The organism is Nitrosospira multiformis (assembly GCF_900103165.1).
Taxonomy (GTDB): Bacteria; Pseudomonadota; Gammaproteobacteria; order Burkholderiales; family Nitrosomonadaceae; genus Nitrosospira; species Nitrosospira multiformis_D.
On record NZ_FNKY01000001.1, the window covers coordinates 2254978 to 2272614 of the forward strand.

Annotated in this window: 24 protein-coding genes; all 24 read right to left on the minus strand. The window is 55.7% G+C overall.

Going from position 1 to position 17637, the window contains the following annotated elements; all coding sequences use genetic code 11:
- Positions 1 to 115: 115 nt before the first annotated feature.
- On the minus strand, positions 116 to 943 hold the full coding sequence (locus tag BLR00_RS10110; protein WP_074632231.1) for a hypothetical protein: 828 nt from the start codon (positions 941 to 943) through the stop codon (positions 116 to 118).
- Between the two features lie 21 nt (positions 944 to 964).
- Positions 965 to 1138, minus strand: a complete 174-nt coding sequence (locus tag BLR00_RS16685; RefSeq protein WP_176759965.1) for a hypothetical protein — start codon at positions 1136 to 1138, stop codon at positions 965 to 967.
- A 39-nt stretch (positions 1139 to 1177) separates the two neighbouring features.
- On the minus strand, positions 1178 to 2050 hold the full coding sequence (locus BLR00_RS10115) for a hypothetical protein (RefSeq protein WP_074632232.1): 873 nt from the start codon (positions 2048 to 2050) through the stop codon (positions 1178 to 1180).
- Positions 2050 to 2826 carry a hypothetical protein gene (locus BLR00_RS10120; protein WP_074632233.1) on the minus strand — a complete coding sequence of 259 codons (777 nt, stop codon included), beginning with the start codon at positions 2824 to 2826 and terminating at the stop codon, positions 2050 to 2052. Before BLR00_RS10120 ends, BLR00_RS10115 begins: the two co-directional genes overlap by 1 nt.
- A complete protein-coding gene (locus BLR00_RS10125; RefSeq protein ID WP_074632234.1) occupies positions 2827 to 4155 on the minus strand; it encodes a hypothetical protein in 1329 nt (442 codons plus the stop codon).
- A complete protein-coding gene (locus BLR00_RS16370) occupies positions 4152 to 4334 on the minus strand; it encodes a hypothetical protein (RefSeq protein ID WP_143007644.1) in 183 nt (60 codons plus the stop codon). The genes BLR00_RS10125 and BLR00_RS16370 overlap by 4 nt, the downstream gene beginning before the upstream one ends.
- 2 nt (positions 4335 to 4336) lie before the next feature.
- Entirely contained in the window at positions 4337 to 4720 is a 384-nt protein-coding gene (locus BLR00_RS10130) for a hypothetical protein (protein WP_074632235.1), read from the minus strand.
- Positions 4721 to 4866: 146 nt separating this feature from the next.
- Positions 4867 to 6903, minus strand: a complete 2037-nt coding sequence (locus BLR00_RS10135) for a hypothetical protein (protein WP_074632236.1) — start codon at positions 6901 to 6903, stop codon at positions 4867 to 4869.
- A gap of 54 nt (positions 6904 to 6957) precedes the next feature.
- The gene (locus BLR00_RS10140) at positions 6958 to 7506 is read right to left on the minus strand and encodes a lysozyme (RefSeq protein ID WP_074632237.1); all 549 of its coding nucleotides are present in this window, start codon (positions 7504 to 7506) and stop codon (positions 6958 to 6960) included.
- Complete coding sequence (locus tag BLR00_RS10145; protein ID WP_074632238.1) at positions 7503 to 7790, minus strand: hypothetical protein; 288 nt, start codon at positions 7788 to 7790, stop codon at positions 7503 to 7505. Before BLR00_RS10145 ends, BLR00_RS10140 begins: the two co-directional genes overlap by 4 nt.
- Positions 7787 to 8092 (minus strand): hypothetical protein, encoded by a 306-nt coding sequence (locus BLR00_RS10150; protein WP_074632239.1) that lies wholly within the window; start codon positions 8090 to 8092, stop codon positions 7787 to 7789. Before BLR00_RS10150 ends, BLR00_RS10145 begins: the two co-directional genes overlap by 4 nt.
- A 1-nt stretch (position 8093) precedes the next feature.
- Positions 8094 to 8270 (minus strand): hypothetical protein, encoded by a 177-nt coding sequence (locus BLR00_RS16690; protein WP_176759966.1) that lies wholly within the window; start codon positions 8268 to 8270, stop codon positions 8094 to 8096.
- Positions 8271 to 8330: 60 nt separating this feature from the next.
- Positions 8331 to 8579, minus strand: a complete 249-nt coding sequence (locus BLR00_RS10155) for a hypothetical protein (RefSeq protein WP_074632240.1) — start codon at positions 8577 to 8579, stop codon at positions 8331 to 8333.
- Positions 8570 to 8908: a hypothetical protein gene (locus tag BLR00_RS10160; RefSeq protein ID WP_107797585.1), complete on the minus strand. Its 339-nt coding sequence runs from the start codon at positions 8906 to 8908 to the stop codon at positions 8570 to 8572. The genes BLR00_RS10155 and BLR00_RS10160 overlap by 10 nt, the downstream gene beginning before the upstream one ends.
- Positions 8908 to 9804, minus strand: a complete 897-nt coding sequence (locus tag BLR00_RS10165) for a hypothetical protein (protein ID WP_074632241.1) — start codon at positions 9802 to 9804, stop codon at positions 8908 to 8910. Before BLR00_RS10165 ends, BLR00_RS10160 begins: the two co-directional genes overlap by 1 nt.
- An 18-nt stretch (positions 9805 to 9822) precedes the next feature.
- Entirely contained in the window at positions 9823 to 10446 is a 624-nt protein-coding gene (locus tag BLR00_RS10170) for a phage adaptor protein (RefSeq protein ID WP_074632242.1), read from the minus strand.
- Entirely contained in the window at positions 10443 to 10778 is a 336-nt protein-coding gene (locus BLR00_RS10175) for a hypothetical protein (protein WP_256324108.1), read from the minus strand. Before BLR00_RS10175 ends, BLR00_RS10170 begins: the two co-directional genes overlap by 4 nt.
- Positions 10775 to 11161, minus strand: a complete 387-nt coding sequence (locus BLR00_RS10180) for a hypothetical protein (RefSeq protein ID WP_254773281.1) — start codon at positions 11159 to 11161, stop codon at positions 10775 to 10777. The genes BLR00_RS10175 and BLR00_RS10180 overlap by 4 nt, the downstream gene beginning before the upstream one ends.
- A gap of 68 nt (positions 11162 to 11229) precedes the next feature.
- On the minus strand, positions 11230 to 12501 hold the full coding sequence (locus tag BLR00_RS10185; RefSeq protein WP_256324109.1) for a hypothetical protein: 1272 nt from the start codon (positions 12499 to 12501) through the stop codon (positions 11230 to 11232).
- A 187-nt stretch (positions 12502 to 12688) separates the two neighbouring features.
- Positions 12689 to 13939, minus strand: coding sequence for a right-handed parallel beta-helix repeat-containing protein (locus BLR00_RS10190; protein ID WP_074632244.1), 1251 nt, complete (start codon positions 13937 to 13939; stop codon positions 12689 to 12691).
- 82 nt (positions 13940 to 14021) lie between these two features.
- Positions 14022 to 14705 (minus strand): hypothetical protein, encoded by a 684-nt coding sequence (locus tag BLR00_RS10195; protein WP_256324110.1) that lies wholly within the window; start codon positions 14703 to 14705, stop codon positions 14022 to 14024.
- 80 nt (positions 14706 to 14785) lie between these two features.
- Positions 14786 to 15232 (minus strand): hypothetical protein, encoded by a 447-nt coding sequence (locus BLR00_RS10200; RefSeq protein ID WP_074632245.1) that lies wholly within the window; start codon positions 15230 to 15232, stop codon positions 14786 to 14788.
- 91 nt (positions 15233 to 15323) lie between these two features.
- Positions 15324 to 16595 carry a phage capsid family protein gene (locus BLR00_RS10205; protein WP_074632246.1) on the minus strand — a complete coding sequence of 424 codons (1272 nt, stop codon included), beginning with the start codon at positions 16593 to 16595 and terminating at the stop codon, positions 15324 to 15326.
- Positions 16596 to 16606: 11 nt separating this feature from the next.
- Positions 16607 to 17605 (minus strand): hypothetical protein, encoded by a 999-nt coding sequence (locus BLR00_RS10210; protein WP_074632247.1) that lies wholly within the window; start codon positions 17603 to 17605, stop codon positions 16607 to 16609.
- Between the last annotated feature and the right edge of the window lie 32 nt (positions 17606 to 17637).

Genomic DNA, 17637 nt, shown 5'->3' on the forward strand with positions numbered 1-17637 from the left:
TGAAAAGGCCCATTAACGGGCCGGGCGGGCATCAGCCCCTTGGTGTCCATGAGCCGGATTTTGCATGGATCCGCCAGTGGCATGTACGAATGGTAGTCCGCATTACACCGCTTTTTCACAGCTTCTTTGTGATAGCGGCCGAACCGAGCTGGCCAAGCAGGCTCCCGAGCCCCGCAGCCCCCAACGCTGAATTCTGGTTCGCTTGCCGCCACGCATCGAGTTGCCCCTGGTATTGCCCCAGCCCCAGATTGCCGGCGGACGCATTTGCGCTGGTTGCACCGCCAAACCAGTTTTGCGCGGCATTCATCCCCGCGTTGTGCAGTTCCGCGCCCGTCGCGATATTGCCGGTGGCGGAGTTGGCGGCATTAAGCGCTGCGGCATCGGCGGCAAGCCCCGTGTTCGGCATGTTGCGCCCGAATTTCGCCGCCCCTTCGCGCATTGCCATGCCCTGCAATTCCGTATCTCGCCGCGCCTTATTCATTGCGCCGGCAGTATCCCTGGCCAGCCCGAGGTTGATATCCTGCGTCAATGCCTGGAATCTGCCCGAGTTCGGGTTGACGCCCAATCGCTCCAGCGCCCGCTGGTTCGACTCCAGCGCTCCCTGATAGCCGCGCGAGACATCCGCCGCCGCTTCCCCGGCCATTCTTTCCTGGCGGCCGGGGGAGTCGAATTCGCTGGCATCCCCGACCATGCGCGCTTCCAGCGGGGCGAAAAGATCGCGATAGATTTGCCACTGCGATTCGGCACGGCCGGCATTGGCATCGCCCAGGGCAATCTGCTGGTCGACGATTTTTTCCATCAGGGGATCCTGCCTTGCGGCGCGATTTTTCTCCCAGGCCAGCTGATCGCGCGCGACCCCGGCCATTTCCCTGGCGAGTTCCGCGTTGGACATGGCGGCCTGGCCGATAAGCGGATCGGGTTTCGGCGGTTTTGCGCTACACATTTTCGACCTCCAGTATTTTGGTTAAACCATTCTCGACATGACAGTACCCGGAAGCCGGAAGAATCTTCCAGCCTTGTCCACTGTCTTCACCGAAATATTGATTTCGCTGATTCCCAGCAAAAATTCCGTATCACGCCGCGCCTTGTTCGCTGCGCCGGCGGTACTTGGCAGGCCCAGGCTGATACCCGTCTCCATGCCTGGAATCTGCCGAGTTCGGGTTGACGCCCAACCGCCCTAGTGCCCGCTGGTTCGACTCCAGCGCGCCATGAGAACCACGCGAGACATCCGCCGCCGCTTCTCCGGCCCTTCTTTCCTTGCGTTCGGCGGAGTCGAATCCGCTGGCATCCTCGACCAGCGCGCTACCAGCGGGGCGCGATTTTTCTCCGAGGCCCGCTGATCGCGCGCGACCCCGGCCATTTCCCTGACGAGTGCCGCGTTGCGCATGGCGGCCTGGCCGGTAAGGGGACCGGGTTCCGGCAGTTTTGCGCTACACTTTTCGACCTCCAGTATTTTGGTTAAACCATTTTCCACATGACGGTAGCCCAGAAGCCGGAAGAACCTTTCCGCCTTGTTCACCGTCTTCACGGAAATATTGATTTCGCTGACTCCCAGCAACCGCATTGCATTCTCGACATACGCCACAAAACAGTTTGCAACCCGGCCCTTGCGTGCCTCCGGTAACAGATAAAGCGTGTCTTCCGTGGCGATGAGTGTTTGCGTATGTGCGCTTTTGTCCAGGTACAGGGCGCAGTTACCCAATAATCGCATTTCGCTTCTCAGCGTGAAAAGCACGTAGCGCCCCGCACGCTCGTAGCGGATGAATGTGTCGTAATCCGGGTTGAAGGGCAGCTCATGCCGGTATTCTTCGGTTTCAGCCCAATGCGCCCGGTGCAGGGGTTCGATTTCATCGGTAATGCCTTCAATGCGCTCAACAGAAAAAACAAGGCCTCCGTGCCGTGCCGGTTCGATCTGTTGAATATCTTCTGCAGGTACCAAGGTGGCAAGATGGTCTGCGGCGAGACAGATGTCGGCCGCCAGTTCGGGCGTGAGAGGCAGGCCCAGGTTATCCTTAAGGAGTGCAAGCAATTGATGATTGGTCATGGTCATTAGCTATCCAGTCTCGCAAGAATATTTTCAACCGATGCACGTATATCATTGGTGTAAGCGTAAAGCGCCTCACATTCCGCCTGGGTCGGGGCTGCCGAGAAGGTTAATGTTTGAAATTCAGGCACCTCGATCGCGTTACCCCGCCGTCCGATGACAATTTCCAAAAGGGTCTTGAGCCATTCCGGCGTTCCGGCAGGTATGCCCGGCTTCTTGACACGGATGATTCTGTCCATGCCGGTCATGAGACCGGGTTCTAAAACCGTTCCGATTTGAGCGATTACACCCGTTCCGCCAGGATTCACCTGCATCGATGGCGCGGCCGCCAGATTCCCGCTGCTGAGGCTCATTGCGCCAGCCTCGCCCGGATTGGCCTGCGCGGATGCCGCTCCGGTCAGTACATGGATTTGCGTAACAGCGACAGCGGTTGATGGATTGACCTGCATCGATGCAGAAACAGCCAGCACATGGGGCTGATCTATGGCTGCCACGCTGCTGACATCGGCCTGAGCGGCGTTGGCGGCAACGAGATCATTGACTGCGCTCAGTGTGATAGCGCCGGTGCTGCCGGCATTTACCTGGATCGAACCCGCTGCGGCAAACGCATGCGCCTGGGTTATCCCCGCCGTGCCGCTGGTGTTAGCCTGGGCGGAGTTCGCACCGGATAGGCTGTGTCCGGTGGACACCGTTTCATTAACGAATGCGCCACCGGGTATCTGTGCTTGCCGCGTGCCGGTTTCGTTAACGAAAGGCCCGCCCGGTATCTGCCGTTGGGTCATCTATGCGACCGTTAAGAGCGGATCGGCGTATACCGTATAGCTTGCCTTGCCCATGCACACGTGCGCATGAAGGTAACCTTTCTCTTGCGGGGTGAATGTCACCGATAGTTTCTGTTTGTTCGGGTTTGCCAGGCCGGCCGTTGTCCATGTGACCGAACTTGACGACTGCGCAGCCGCCGAGGCCAGAACATCCGATTTTGAGTCGCTGATTATTGAACCCAGCGGGAATCCCGAGGTTCCCAAGTACTGGACTTCCAGCCACACCTCATCGTCATTCAGCGCGGCCGTGCCGTCATGGACAATCTCAACCGTTGCGGTTAGTGGACTTCCGACAGTATCGTTCCAACGCACAATCTCCGGCGTGCAAAACCGGCCCGATAAAAAATTGCAATTTGCCGTACTCGTCAGCTTCCACGACAGCGAGGTCGTGCCATCGCTCGCGCCGCCAGACCTGACTATCATCGTTTCCTGAATCAAATCTCCGGCGAAGTCTGATATCCATATCCGGTAATTCGTATCGGTTGCATCGCAGTTGTACATTGCCGCTCTGAACGTTGCCACTCTGGTACCTGTTGCGAGCAGGCCGGACCACGAAGCGGGTAGCTTGCAGTTGATAAAGATGATATCCAGACCATTCGCTATCAGGCACAGATTCGCAGTAGAGGAAAGGCCGGACAGATCAACATTCTTCACAATCGCGGTGGCGGCACTCGCGACCGCGTTCGTAAACAACGACGTTATATCCGTGCCTCCGGCAACGATGCTTCCGCCGTCCCACTCAAAGAATCCGCCATTGACGGATATTGCTTGACTCGCATGTGCGAATTTAACTGTGCAGTCTTTCCACCTCACAGTAGCAATGGTGGAACCCGAAGCGTTTACGGCATATATACGATTGCCGCTGGACGAACCCCCGAGCCGGAAACTGCAATTTTCGTAAAATTGAGAATCCCCTCCTGCATTGCCAAGACGGAAAATGGCGCTGCTGGCGCCGTTTCCCGCCGTGAAGACAATCCCGTAAAAACGGGCATGTCCACTAATATTTATGTCACTTGCACCCGTAGTGGATAGTGTTGCGGTAGCGGCTAGCGAAGCAGGCGGCTCTGCCGCATCGTTGCCGCACAGCACCTGTACCGGATTGGAGATCGTTCCTGCAAGCGTGATTGTCTGCGCGGTGGCCGGGGCTTCGGCATGCGCCTGAGACAGAAATATCCTGTCTCCAGCGGTATCCACAGCCGCAACCCCGGCGAGTGTCGCTTTGGCTAACGGCCATGTTGCGCCGCTATCCCCATCACTGCCATCGGCAGACCTGACGTAACGGTCTGTCATGCGACACCTGTCATCGCAGGGCGAGCGGCAGGCACTCCATCCGTATCCAGCCCGATAGCGGCGAGATGCTCGTGCCCATGCGCAACCCCCGGGTAACCGGTATGGCGCTCACGAGCTCGTGTGCGACCATCATCAACCTGTACCGATGACGGGATGACCCGGCTAGCTATGGTCTGCATGGCTATGTCGGCTGATTGCTGGTGTAAGTGAGTGCCGGAAAGTTGACCGTGTTGCCGCTGGTCACCACCTGATCGCTGGTTTCATCCGTCACCCAGAGCACCTTGCTCACGTTATCGGTGAAGGCAATGTGCAGGTCCGGTGTTGCGCCCGAGTTTGCGGATGCCGTGCCGCTCTTCGCGCCCGTCGTGCAGACGCGCGGGTTATTGGCCGAGCCTGACAACGTATAGTCGCCGGAAGCCATCGTGACCGTACAAACCGCATTTGCGACGACCGTGGCGTAACTGTCTCCCGCCGTATAGGCCTTGATCAGGATCATGCGGATAGCATTGTTCCTGATTGCGTTCAACCCGCCGTCAAGAACATCGGAATGTGCCCATTTAGCCATTTGAATCCCCCAATAAAAAACCGCTCGAACGAGCGGTTTGGTTAAGCATCCGGTTCATTTGTTTCTTGTGCCCGGCAGCAGGCTTGCTTCAACAACGAAAAGGAATAGCAAATTTATCAATACGCATGTTTTCGTGGAAATTTCGGTCAAGCCTGCTTCAGCCCATCCATGCTCTCAGCGAGTACCACTCCCGTCACTTTCACATTACCGGATAATGCAATCTCCACGTTATCGGACTTGTAGCCGCCCGGGAGCCGGAAAGCACGGCAGTTCTCGACCTGCCTGGTAAACTTCAGCACGCCATCCGCCCACAACTGGAATTGCAGCGAGTCAATGGAGAGGGGCGGAATCGCCTGCATTTCATCACCGTCAATCTCGTATTCGCCCAGGTAAGGATCGGCAATTCCGTCATTCATTATGCCGGCGGCAACAAGCGCCTGGTTTGCGGCAATCGCGGCGGCATATGATGCGCTGGCGGAGCCGGATTCCTCCTCCGTCATCTCGAAATCCGCATCGACCTTGGCCGCGCCGTAGTTCAGCGGCGGCTGGCTGATAAACCTCTTGCTCTTCCATTCATAGCCAAGCTTGGTGCCCGCATCCCCTTCCCATCGGTATATCTTTTTATCCGCCGCCACGTAGAGTTTGCCGGTCCATGGATCTGCCCATATGGCAGTTATTTTCTGGTTCACCTTGACGAATGACGCGTTCTCGGCCTTATCAATCACGAACATGAGCGAGCTGTCGTCAGCGGTGTAGCCAGCGTAATACCGGTTATCGGCGGATGCGGCAATGAATGTTTCGGGGTTGAGCTCAGCCCACTCTTTCTGCGTGAACAGGTCCTTGGTAACGATGTCCGTATTCATTCCGGCGATCACCAGCCCTTGCGGCGCCGGGTATCCTACGCCGAACGCGAAACTCGCCATGCCGCGCTTTGCCATGCACGGCCACGCCACGCCCAGCTTTTCCATACCGCCGCCCATGGTCATAGGCTCAACGCCGGTGATGGTGAAAGGGTTGCCCCGGGTCATGCCTACCAGGGTCGTGCCGGCGATCCCTATTGCAATGATGTCCTGATCGTAGGTTTGACGATAGGCGGCCGGCCATGCGTAAGGCTTGAACGGTTCCGAAAAATGCACCTCGTTTCCGGTGAAGCCGGCTGCAATCCCGTTTGCCAGAATGACAATGCCCTTCATGCCGGCTGGCGGCATGGCCCAGGACGCGGAGGGAAGCACTTCTCCCAGTGCGGCATTGGTATCGGAGGTCGTATCGTTGTATGTCGAGGTTATGGCAGTGAGGGTGGCAATGTAGTGGTACTCGGTGCCCGCCGGGGTCGTCAGCGTGCGGTAAATCCGCTTGTTCATCCCGATGGTATTGTGTGGCGCCATGCGTGCCCAGGTGCCGCCTGCAATAAAAGTTTGAGTGGTCGAGAGCGATACGGCTACCTTGCGTGTTGCGGGGTCCACGCTCACGAGGATGAATGTGGCGTTGAGGTCCGTCATGCCGGTCACAGCCGCAAACGTGACGGTTTCACCAGCGCGCAATCCAAAAACTGAATCAAGCGTCACCTGGGCATATCCGGCCGACGGCGTATCCTTCACCGCGGCTGATACCGCACCGGAATTCGGCGGCGCGGCATCCATGGCGGTCAGCGCCCAGGTAGCGTCAACCTTTCCGGTTGTGACAATCGAAGGGGGAGATGGCGCAGACTCTTCTCCCCATTGCGTAACGAAAGTATAAACGTAGGAGCGGGTAACACTGGCCCCCGCACCGCCGGAAGGTGTCACGGCCGCCGCGGTAACCGGGGGCGTCACCCCCAGCACATAGCAACCGGACGGATAAGGCCCGGCACCCACGGTCGCCATGTCGTAATCCGATGCACGCGGCTCGCCGTCGCCGGTGTAATAGAACCGTCTGGCGGTATTGCCGGCAACAGGGGAACGCGCCACATCCACATCCTTATCCCATGCCAGCCATTTTTCGTTACCATCCTTCTCCATGCGAAACATGGACTTTATGTCATTACCGATGACGGGCGAGAATACATGCAGCGGGCCATTCCCTGGGCGCAGGTCGCCGGATGTCAGGTTGCAGTTCGTCGCAACCTGCGCCTGATTCGGCGCAAGCAACTGCTTTGCCAGCCTTGGCACAAGCCCGGAAAACCCGGCGATTCTGAATGCGGTCATTATCCTAAATCCGGCAACTGGACGCAGCGGAGTGCAATCCGCTCAAATGAGCGGTCAGCCACTGGATTCGGAATTCATGCCACCCAATGATTGGAGCGATTTTTTCCCCTCGCATATGGCTCGTTCCTCCGCTCGTCTTTTTACCAGGCCCGGCAATACTTTCCTGCCTGGTCCGTATTTGAACGCCTCGATGCGCTTGCAGGCTTCCGCATAGTTCCCGGCGTTGATCAGATCAATCAGATTGGGCGGCTTCCCCGGCTTTGCCTTCTTGCAGAATGTGCCGACGCCGATGTTATAGGCGAGCGACACATACGCCTCATACTCATGCTGATACAGCGGCGCGGTCACGCACTTTTTCACCCCGGCTGCGTAGACGCCCTCGACTTCGTCGAGCAATCGCACCAGCGAGCGTGTGGGCGTGGTTCTGTCACCCATCCTGACACCGGCGGTCGTTCCAAAGCCGATAGTGGGCACATCGCCGGGTGCGGGGATATAGGCCTCGTCCTTGTAGTCTTCATGCAAGGCGATCCCGACGAGGGTCGACGCCGCCAGTACCATGACCGCAATCGTGGAACGAACCTGCGTGGGAGACGGATTAATCATTTGGCATTCTCCTGGAGGCAGTCAAGTTTCGCCTTTATGGTCGCCTTCAAATCGCCGGCATCGAGATTCGCGCAGGGCGAGACGTCGGATGTGGATGGCGCCACCGGCCTGGGTTTCAGCTTGCGCCCCTCGGCCCGGCTTTCCGATGCTTCGGGATTTGCCTCGGGGGTTTTCACGGGATTTGCCACCGGGGGAGTGGACTGTTCAACAGCATGATCATCTATGGGTGCAGGCGTGAATATGGTGCAGGACGCCAGAAACAGGACAGCGACGAGGTACCTCATTGTTTTCTCCCGCGAGGCCACTGCTCGATGATTCTATCGAGCTTTTCGTTAAACTCCTTCATCGTTTCCCGCTGCTCGACTCTCACGGATTTGATCTCGTCACTGAGGCGCTCATTGGTTCTCTCCTGATACAGTTCTCCGCGTTTCAAACTGGCGATATCATTCTGCACCGCGTTGTAAGTCGCCACACCGGACGCAAGCAGACTGGCTATTGCGATAATCCCGCCGAAGGATAGCGTGGAGGTGGATGGGCCGCGCCGCCGCTCGGGTTTGTGATCGCTGTCAGGATCCTGGCTTGCCATGTCAGAACAGATCCCACAAGACTACGATCACTATTACCGCAGCGACGGCGAGCAGGATCGCGCCCGTCCACTTCGAAGCCCGCAGCTTGTCGAGAAATCTGTCCGCGCCCGCATCAACCGCCGCATTTTGCTTCTCGATTTCTTCCTTGATACGCTTGCGCTGGAACTGGGTCATCATGAACCTCCAATAAAAAAGGCCGCATATGCGGCCTTGTTGAACATCGTTTAAAAAGCGTCTTTAATCTCTGCCGCGATGGGTAGTGGACGGCACAGACGGCTGCGATGCTGCTGCCCAGCGATCAACTATCCACTGGAAAGCTGTAATGGCTTCCAGAGAGGCGTTTGCCGCATTGTCGTACTCGATATGCCCGCTCTCTCCATTCCACTGTATCGCACGAATTTCCGGCGGCAATGCGGACAGATCGACCTGCCGGAACAACCCATCCACCCCGACCACGCCATCGTCCCGAATGATCGTTATTCGCATGTCTTGCCCTCCCCTTGCAATAGCTTTTGTTGTGTTGCCACGAATAATGCCTCCTGCATCTGTTGCGACTGCGCGCTCCGCTTCACCATTTCATTGCGGAATGACTCGGTGGCCGCCGCCCCCTTGCGTGATTCGTTGGCCGTATTGATCATCAACGCGGGCATCCAGGCAATGGCGCAGCCCCAGTTGCCGGTTTCCTCGCCGGTATTCATATCGACCCCGCGTACCTGCACATACCAGGGGCAGCGGTAAAGCATGGGTTTTCCCGCCTCGATCTTGATCTCCTCGCACTTTGCCCCAAGCGGACAATCGGCAATCCGGGTCTCCATTAATTCTTGCTCGCTAGGATCATGTCGATATATTGCACAGCAAGGTTAATGGCGGTACCCGTGAATGCATGATTATGGGAACCACCGCCACCGGTACCTCCATCTGTCGATGGGGTTCCCTGTACGGACCCCCCGCTACCCCCACTAGGGTTCGCCCCTGCGCCAGCAGTGTTATACACAGGCAGTCCATGCGTATGCCAGGGTATTTGGGCCGCCGTCAGTGTCGTTGCACTATTCGAACCGGTAACCGGCTGCAAGGCGAAAGCGCTGGTAAACGCCACCGATCCGCCCGATCCGCCCCCTGTCCCGCCGACGATCCGCATTGCCTTGTTGTGGTGCGTGGTTACCTGCGTCCAGCCGACGGGTGCCGCAGCCTGAAAAAATGCCATGACAGTGCCGGATGGAATCAGCGTAGCCGCGGCAGCCCCCAGCGTCGTACGCGCCGCCACCGCATCCGTATCATCCAGCAAGGTTCTGGCAAACTCGCTCAGGCTGGTCAGCGCGGCGGCGCCCGCACCGGAAAAGTACGGCAGAGTATCGGCGGATGACGCAAGCCCGCCCAGGGCGATGAGGTTGGTATTGGATAATGACTCTTCCAGCGCCGCGCGGGTGATGCCCGCTACAAAATAATCGCCTGCCGCCCAGGTTCTGGCCGTGGTGCCGTCCAGTCCGCGTCCGCCTGCGGCGATGGTGAAGCTGTCAATGCTGCGGATGTCGATTTTCACGATTTCCCGGTTACCGGAAGCATCCTTGAAGGTTCCATAGAAATAATCGCCCGCACCGAGTACCGGAAAGAAAATACCTTTACCCGCCTCCACCGTGAAGTTCAAGCCTGCCGTTCCATCTGGGGCGGAACCGACTTTCGCCTTGCCGAAATTTGAAAACTTGAGTCCCATTCCCATCCCCCGTTTTACTTATCTTCTGGCCATGATCGTGGTTCGCAGCGGAGCACGCGTGTAGCTTCTGGCCACGCGCATGCCCGCCGCCGCCGTGCTGATGCCGAATTGCCGCTGGTGGTGGGTGGCGAGTTGCGCATTGGTATAGGGCTTTTCAGGCGAAAGCATAAGCTGCGCCAAGGCGCCATGAATAATGGATTCCCGGAATTCATTGAATAACGCATCGTCGATTCCCGTGCTGCTTGCGGATGGTTTGAGGGCTACCACCATAGTCAGGATTCCGGCCGTATCGGGGATCGGCACCAGTGTGGCCGCCGTTGCACCGCCCAGAACATAGAGCGGCGTACCTGACTGATTGCGCCAGTTCCAGACGGTTATGCCGGATTCTCCCGCATGGGTCTCGATTTCCTCTCCATTCAGTACCGCATGGGTAACGCAATGCACGGCGGCGCCCGCCGGTGGAAGGAAGGCGTACTCCGCTGTTCCGGCTATTACCGGGATATCGGGATGATTAAACCGCCAGGCCAGCGATTGTTCGCAAAACACCATGGCTGATTGACGCAGGGCGTTATCAACCATCACGAACGGGCAACCCGGCAGACCCGGCATGACCAGGTCATAAAAATCACTCCATGGCTTCATATTGCCGCCCCTGAGGCAAAGAGCTGCATGAACATGGCCGCACGCCCGGCGTTAATGTATTCATCGTCAGTCATCTCAGCTCTTGCCGTGACATAATCCGCCAGGATTTGCACGTACTCGCCGGAGAGCGGGAATACATCGGTGAGCAAGTGTTCGCCGTGGGGCGGGTTGTCAAATCGACCTGCGAACAGATCCGGGCGCCGCATGAAGATTTGCAGCATTCCGTGATTGGCAAACGATAATAAAGCGGCATCCGGATACCGGTCCTTACCCGCATCGTTGAGCGGAATTCGCGCGAGATCGACGGCGGACTGATAGGTAAAGGCCATCATTCACCCCATTCAACCTGATGGTGCCTGGCAAACAGGTCGATGAGCTTGTGCCGGATAACGCCTTCATTCTGGCGTTTGTCCAATCGTTCGTTGTAATTACGCGCGGCGTACTCGACCATGGCTTTTTTGTCCATGGCATGGAAATCAACCACCGGCAGCGGCTCTTCAACCGATTTCTCCTCCGGCGCCAGTCCGATTGGTTCGTCTACTTTAAGCGCGCATGGTGCCTCTTCCTTTTCCCGCGCCCAGGTATCGGAAAACGCTAAAAGCCTTTCGGCGACCTCGGCGGTTACGTTTCTGACTTGTCCCGGTTCCCAGTGCAAACCAACGTTATTGATGCTGTCTTTTTTAACGCAGGCGCCTACGTATTTCACTTGAGGCATATCAGGCTCCATAAAAAAAGCGATCTAAAGATCGCCTCATTACTGCTGTTTGCTATTAAGGTCGCTTTTCAGCGTTGTGTGATTGCCAGATACTTCCTGGTGACCGACAAATCATCCACCGCGCCAATATTGGGCGGATTATAAAACTGCTTTCCGTAAAAATCCTTTCCTCCCACATAAGTTCCCGTCCTTTTGACGGTTACGGTCTGCGGTCGATAATGCGCGTCGACTTTCGCATTGCCGTCAAGATGGGTGTAATTTGTTGCTTTGGCATACGCGAGGACAGGGGTGGAACCAGCGGACTGTATGAGATTGTTCATTGCCACATTTTTGGTACCGAGAAGCTCTATGGCTCTCTGATGCGCCATGATCGTATTCTGCCTTGCATTAACCGTCGCACCCGATGTGCAGCCTATCCCTATCGTATTGCCACCCTGCCCCATCACAATATTGCTGTCGATATCCGCGGTACTTGTAGCACCCAGGATATAGATGCCTTTATCCCCGATGAGCTTATTCCTGCGGATCTTGACGCCAGTCACAAAATTCACCGATAACGCTCCCGCCCCTTCCGCATTGCCGATCAATTCGCAATCTTCGACAACAATATCGCTCGCAGGAATCAGAACACCTGTTCCGAGCACCATGGGCTGCTTCTGGGAATTATTTGAATGATCGAGCAGGCATCTGCGCCAGCGGGAATTAGACCTGCAATAATGATGCGCGATGCAATCGCCCAGACCTCCATTGGTATTATTGATTCTTCTGACTACGATATCTTCGCCTGTTACACTGCCGGCATGGCATATCCCATCGCCAGCGCAATCCTCAATCAGAATATTGTTATATCTCACGCCTGACCCTTGAATCCAGATTGCAGCCAGGTCATACGCATAAATATGATGAATATACAGATTCTTTAACTGGACAGCAGTTACAAAATCCGCTTTCTGATCGACGGTTCCGGTGGAGTGCCCCTCATAAATTCCATAATTCTGGCAGTTGTAAACCTCGAAGCCATCCATCAGAACGTTATAGCGATCCTGCATGTTAATGCCTATGCTATTCCCATTGCCATTGACCCTTGCCGCACCCTGAATGCCGGTGATGCGCTCACCTGTCTGGGCACGGTAAACGCCCATTATTATCGGCGCCGTAGCGCTTGCGCCATTCCTGCTGCATCCGATGGTCCCGGTAAAAGTAGTACCCTGTTTTTGCAAAAGAACATCGCTGCTGCCTGCGCCTGCAGCGGCCCACGCGCTGCTCCAGGTATTGAACGGAGAGGCAAGGCTGCCCGTACCATTCGTTGATGCTGTGGGATCTACACAGTATGTAGCCATTATTCAGTATGGTTCTGTAATTGAGGAAATACACCGCCAGTGACCTCGATTTCTTGACCCGATTTCCCGAGAAATCGAGCAAACGGAGGAGTTCCAGCAAAATCTTGCAAGAACTCCCCGTAAAAATCATATGACAGTCATTGTTGGATTCCCCGGGAGGAGCCGATTATCCCCATTGCGGGTTCAATTACTTCGTGGCAAACGATAGCTCATCCACCGCTCCGATATTGGGGGGATTGCTAAAGTCACCACCGTAATAGTCCTTTCCTCCAAGATAAACACCGGCCCCTTTCACTGCGGGCGTTTGCGGGCGGTAGAACAGATTGAGCGCGGGGTCGCCCTCGACATTGGTATAATTATTTGCTTTGGTATACGCGATAATCGGCGAAGGACCGGTAGAGTAGACGATGTTATTTTTCGCCATGTTGTTAGTCCCGGTAAGCTCTATGCCCCTTTGATGGCCGATAATAGTGTTATGCCGTGCATTGACCGTTGCCCCTAATGTGCAACCAATGCCAATGGTATTTCCACCCTGTCCGATAATGATATTGCTGTCGATATCGGCAGAACTGGTGACTCCCAGAACATAGACCCCCTTGTTCCCGGTGAATTTATTCCTGCGGATCGTAACCCCGGTTACAAAATTTACCGATACCAGCCCAGCCCCTTCCGCACTGCCAATAAATTCGCAGTCTTCAACAACAATGTCGCTCGCAGTAATCAGAACGCCAGTTCCGAGCACCATGGGCTGCTTCTGGGTATTATTGGAATGATCAAGCGAACATCTGCGCCATACGGAATTGGATCTGCAATATTGATGCGATATGCAATCACCCAGACCTCCTGCGGTATCGTTGATCCTCCGGATAGTGATGTCTTCGCCGATGGCGCTGCCGGCATGGCATATGCCATCACCGGCACAATCCTCGATCAGAATATTGTTGTATTTAACGCCTGAACCCTGGATCCAGATTGCGGCCAGATCATATGCAAATATATGATGCACATATAAATTCCTGAACTGGATAGCGGTCACATAGTCGGCCTTTTGATCCAGGGTTCCCGTGGGATGTCCTTCGTAAACCCCATAGTTCTGACAATTGTAAATCTCGAAGCCATCTATCAGTATGTTGTAGCAATTTTGCAGGCTGATGCCGATGCTACCGCCATTGCCATTGATCTTCGCTGCCCCTCTTACCCCCACGACACGTTCTCCGGTAATGGCGTTATAAACGCCAACAACAATTGGAGCGTCGGCGTTTGCGCCATTTTTACTGCATCCGACGGTGCCGGTAAAAGTCGTGCCCTGTTTTTGTAAAAGCACATCGCTGCTACCCGCACCTGCCGCGTTCCAGGCACTGCTCCAGCTATTGAAAGGTAGGGCGAAAACACCCGTGCCATTGCATGGAGCAGTCGGATCTACGTAATATGTGGCCATAATTTTTATTCCTATAAAAGAATTTAACAACGAATAATAAGCTGCCGTCCTTAACTGAATTGCATATAGACGGCTAACCTGCTCAGTCTCCCAGGAAATGCAGAGCCCGGTAGTACTCCAACACCAAACTATCCCCGCTACTCGCCCTCTGCCCGATGAGTTCGACAGTGTTGGTCAGGGAGAAATCGATTGTTGCAACTGCTGGAAAACCTGCTCCGGCAGCGAAATAACCAGAATTTGCAGAGTACGGAAGAATCTGCGAATTCAGGGAATTCCGGTTTATCATTACCCACAACGGGGCCTCCGCCATGGCGGTTGTGCGCGTCACGTTAAACAGCACGGTCCCAGCTATGGCAATTCTCAAAAACTTGTTGTTCGCGCTGCTGGTGAATGTCCATAGCGGTTCAATCTGCAGGATACTGTTAACCCCCAGCGTTCTGGCTGGAATGGGAAATGATGCGAGTACCTCATTGATACCGGCTGAAGTGCATGGTGCCGCAACCGCCGTACTGGACAATACTTCGATCGAGCGCGAGATTATCGGGTAGGTATCGCCGGCGTTTCCCACCAATCCACCGATGTCGCCGAATGAATCCTTGGTTAGCCATACGTCAGAGGCCGCCACTACCCAGGAGTCCGGATATGCCAGCAGTCTTTCCGCGTCTCCAAGGGTCATATTCCGCGTTTGGCCCGGTTCCCAGCTCATCAGCGACCCGGGTATGGAATCCACCTTACGAACCGTTCCGATATACCTTACCAGTGGCATTTCGCCTCCTTAGACGTACCAGGCAGCCTCTTTTCTGCTTTTGCATAGACGCCACCTGGTATTGTTTGCGATGATCCGACTTACTTGATTCCTGCCGCATCACCCTTGACGATTGCGGTTACCTTGCCGGCTGCGAATGTTGCCGCTGCCGCCGAAAGCGTGATGGTTAGAAATACCGGTTTCTCGAACTTGACTGGCTGAAATGCCAATGAAGTACGCCCGGCTGTATTGAGAAAGGTTTTTCCTGCCGCGGCAAAATAGTCATCGACGGCTGCAGGTCCATCCGCCGCATTGAGCGGCGCATAGCCTACCTTGCAGGCGATAGTTGGGGAAACATTCGTATCGAGATCATCATTGACGATGTCAACGTCAGTCACATCCGTGCCGGCTGGAATGATGACGGAACGGTAGATGTCACCCACGGCGCCAGCGGTCGGTGTCACCGAGCCATAAACGACGGTCGTATTGCCATATCCCCCCATGTGACGCGATTTGCTATACAAATCCGGTGCATTGAAAGTAGCCATGGTAAAAAACTCCTTGAGAATGAATGGACGTGAAGGCAGCGGAGCGTTGAAAAGACTCCGTTTATCTGTCCTGGATTAAAAAGCTGCGGGATTAAAGAGAAACGACGGAATCGACCGCAATTACGCCGAAGTCGGTCGGTACCTTCGTGCCGGTACCATCATTGATCGACAGGCGTACTTTGCCCTTGCCGCATACCCGCTCACCCATGACCTCCAGATTGCTCTCAAAGTTGTACCAGTGTTCCTTCCAGCCGAACTGCATGCCGCTGACCCCTGTTTTGCCGTAAGCCACCCCAAGTGCTTGCGCACCCAGCAAAAGGCCGCGCTCGACGGCATAACCGGCGCTCAGCGAGGCGTTGATGGCCTGGTCGGTTTCGGCTGCGGTCGCCGCATTGGCGGCGGTGACGACTTTTGTGTTTTCGCCGGGCAGAAAACGAATGGCCCGCTCGTTTTTTATTACCAGAATACCGTTCCACATGCCGGCCTCACCGGCAAACAACGGATGGCGGGTATCCAGATAGGCGGCGCGATTCACGGCATTCTGCTGGAATGCCCGCAGAGAGCCTTCGGCCAGCAATATCGAATACTGGTTCGGCGTGGCGAGAAATACCCACATTTTCGACGTCTGTGCAGCCCGGTCGCCGGCAAGCTTTACTGACTGCAAGGGCTGGTCCATGTCGTCCAACCGCTTGCGCAGATTGTCCAGATGCATCAATTTGAATTGATCGGTGGAAACGATGGACCCCAATTGCTGCCCACCGGCGGTGAGATTGGCGCCGTTCACCACGAAATGCCGGTTATAGGTCGGTGCCTTGACCGGGTTTACCATAACCGAAGCGAAATTGGCGCTGCTCTGGAGCGGTATCGCCCAATCCGTGCCGATCTGCGACCCGCGCGAGCCCGCCAGATGCACCAGCGATTCCTGCGTATCGAAGCGCGGGAAATAACCGGATAGCTGCGCCAGCGCGATCTCACGCAGGTTATGCTTGGTGCGTTGCTGCGACATGCTGCCGCCCGCATCGATCACCTTGCTCGCCAGATCGATCTTGATTTCCATCGAAGAAAATGACAGCGTGTCGCCCTTGCCTTCGCGATTGATATCTCCCATCAACGGTTCTCCGCTGACGGTATCGACCAGATCGAGCGTAACGATATCACCGGCATTTTTCATCAGATTGTCGATCCTGACGATCGGCATGCCCGGTTGCGTCTGCCCGGCGATCTTCTCCATCGCGGCGGATGGTTCCACCGGCCCAGCCAGATTCTCCATCGCCGATGCGCCCTTCAGGGTATTGGCAAAAAGTGCGGCGCTATAATGTTTCACCGCAATCGAGCTGCCGCTTGCTACATTAGTTTCAGCCATTTCATATATCCTTAGTCAAGTTCGGATCTCAAGGCTGCCGCCTGTTGCGAGGGCATCTTCATCAATTGCCTGGCCAGTTCATGCGGACTCAGGTTCTCGAGTTGCTCACGCTCGGAAGCGGGGTTTGCGCCTCCTTGAATATCCGATAGGGTTGTGGGTTTCCTGGCCGGCGCGCGCTCAAGCTTTGCTTTTGCTTCGGCTTTTGTTTGCTCGGGATCGGTTTGTTTCTTTGGTAATGAAGCTTCTGGCATAATCGCCCTGACACGCCGGACAACTTCCTCAAATCTTTCGGAATAAGGTTTTGCAGCCCACTTGCCGCTCGTTCTCAGAATCTCATCCTGTTTGATGGCTTCATCCCACGCTTGCGGATCGTTGCTTTCCCAGTACACCAGATCAGAGTTATTGTCCTTGGCCTCGGCTACCTGCTCTTCAATGCGGAGCTGTCTCGTACGATCGGATTCCTCCTTTTCGCGTTTCAGTTCCGCAAGTGTTTTTTCAAGCTTTTCGCCTTGCCTGCGGCTTCCTTCAAGAACAGCGCTAACCACCTGGTACAGCTCGGGCATGTCTTCCTTGATACGCTCCAGGTGCGCGTCGATGGCTTTATCGGCCAAGGTGATGCCGGCACCGGTTGCGTTCTCCTTTTGCTGCAGAAGCGCCTCCAGTTTTTCAGCCGCTTTATTGCTTTCCAGCCGTGCGGCCTGTAACTGTTCGCGTAGCGCCGAGTTCTCCACCCGCAGTTCCTTGTGCTTCTCATAAGGGATCACGCCTTTGCCGCTCTTGTTCAGAACGACCGGCATATCCTCCCCCACGGCGGACAGCACGCCACTGGTCGAGTCATTGAGCGCGTCCCGCTTCTCCTCCTGTCCGGGCTCGTCTTTTGCCCTGGTTTTTTCCTCCTCCTTCTGATTGTCCAGAATTTCTGAGAGACGGTCCGGGTCGCTCTCCAGCATCTCGATCTGTTCCGGCGTCAGATTTGCAATTTGTTCATCCGTAAGCTGATCTACTTCCATCGCCGTTTTCTCCTACTGCTTAACCCAGTGAG

Coding starts and splice junctions, on each gene's coding strand:
- BLR00_RS10150 (WP_074632239.1), bottom strand. CDS start 8,092: ATGGCAAGCCAGGATCCTGACAGCGATCACAAACCCGAGCGGCGGCGC.
- BLR00_RS10195 (WP_256324110.1), bottom strand. CDS start 14,705: ATGCCACTGGTAAGGTATATCGGAACGGTTCGTAAGGTGGATTCCATA.
- BLR00_RS10120 (WP_074632233.1), bottom strand. CDS start 2,826: ATGACCCAACGGCAGATACCGGGCGGGCCTTTCGTTAACGAAACCGGC.
- BLR00_RS10115 (WP_074632232.1), bottom strand. CDS start 2,050: ATGACCATGACCAATCATCAATTGCTTGCACTCCTTAAGGATAACCTG.
- BLR00_RS16685 (WP_176759965.1), bottom strand. CDS start 1,138: ATGGAGACGGGTATCAGCCTGGGCCTGCCAAGTACCGCCGGCGCAGCG.
- BLR00_RS16690 (WP_176759966.1), bottom strand. CDS start 8,270: ATGATGACCCAGTTCCAGCGCAAGCGTATCAAGGAAGAAATCGAGAAG.
- BLR00_RS10125 (WP_074632234.1), bottom strand. CDS start 4,155: ATGACAGACCGTTACGTCAGGTCTGCCGATGGCAGTGATGGGGATAGC.
- BLR00_RS10170 (WP_074632242.1), bottom strand. CDS start 10,446: ATGAAGCCATGGAGTGATTTTTATGACCTGGTCATGCCGGGTCTGCCG.
- BLR00_RS10180 (WP_254773281.1), bottom strand. CDS start 11,161: ATGCCTCAAGTGAAATACGTAGGCGCCTGCGTTAAAAAAGACAGCATC.
- BLR00_RS10130 (WP_074632235.1), bottom strand. CDS start 4,720: ATGGCTAAATGGGCACATTCCGATGTTCTTGACGGCGGGTTGAACGCA.
- BLR00_RS10145 (WP_074632238.1), bottom strand. CDS start 7,790: ATGAGGTACCTCGTCGCTGTCCTGTTTCTGGCGTCCTGCACCATATTC.
- BLR00_RS10135 (WP_074632236.1), bottom strand. CDS start 6,903: ATGACCGCATTCAGAATCGCCGGGTTTTCCGGGCTTGTGCCAAGGCTG.
- BLR00_RS16370 (WP_143007644.1), bottom strand. CDS start 4,334: ATGCAGACCATAGCTAGCCGGGTCATCCCGTCATCGGTACAGGTTGAT.
- BLR00_RS10190 (WP_074632244.1), bottom strand. CDS start 13,939: ATGGCCACATATTACGTAGATCCGACTGCTCCATGCAATGGCACGGGT.
- BLR00_RS10110 (WP_074632231.1), bottom strand. CDS start 943: ATGTGTAGCGCAAAACCGCCGAAACCCGATCCGCTTATCGGCCAGGCC.
- BLR00_RS10155 (WP_074632240.1), bottom strand. CDS start 8,579: ATGCGAATAACGATCATTCGGGACGATGGCGTGGTCGGGGTGGATGGG.
- BLR00_RS10205 (WP_074632246.1), bottom strand. CDS start 16,595: ATGGCTGAAACTAATGTAGCAAGCGGCAGCTCGATTGCGGTGAAACAT.
- BLR00_RS10140 (WP_074632237.1), bottom strand. CDS start 7,506: ATGATTAATCCGTCTCCCACGCAGGTTCGTTCCACGATTGCGGTCATG.
- BLR00_RS10200 (WP_074632245.1), bottom strand. CDS start 15,232: ATGGCTACTTTCAATGCACCGGATTTGTATAGCAAATCGCGTCACATG.
- BLR00_RS10210 (WP_074632247.1), bottom strand. CDS start 17,605: ATGGAAGTAGATCAGCTTACGGATGAACAAATTGCAAATCTGACGCCG.
- BLR00_RS10160 (WP_107797585.1), bottom strand. CDS start 8,908: ATGGAGACCCGGATTGCCGATTGTCCGCTTGGGGCAAAGTGCGAGGAG.
- BLR00_RS10165 (WP_074632241.1), bottom strand. CDS start 9,804: ATGGGACTCAAGTTTTCAAATTTCGGCAAGGCGAAAGTCGGTTCCGCC.
- BLR00_RS10185 (WP_256324109.1), bottom strand. CDS start 12,501: ATGGCTACATACTGTGTAGATCCCACAGCATCAACGAATGGTACGGGC.
- BLR00_RS10175 (WP_256324108.1), bottom strand. CDS start 10,778: ATGATGGCCTTTACCTATCAGTCCGCCGTCGATCTCGCGCGAATTCCG.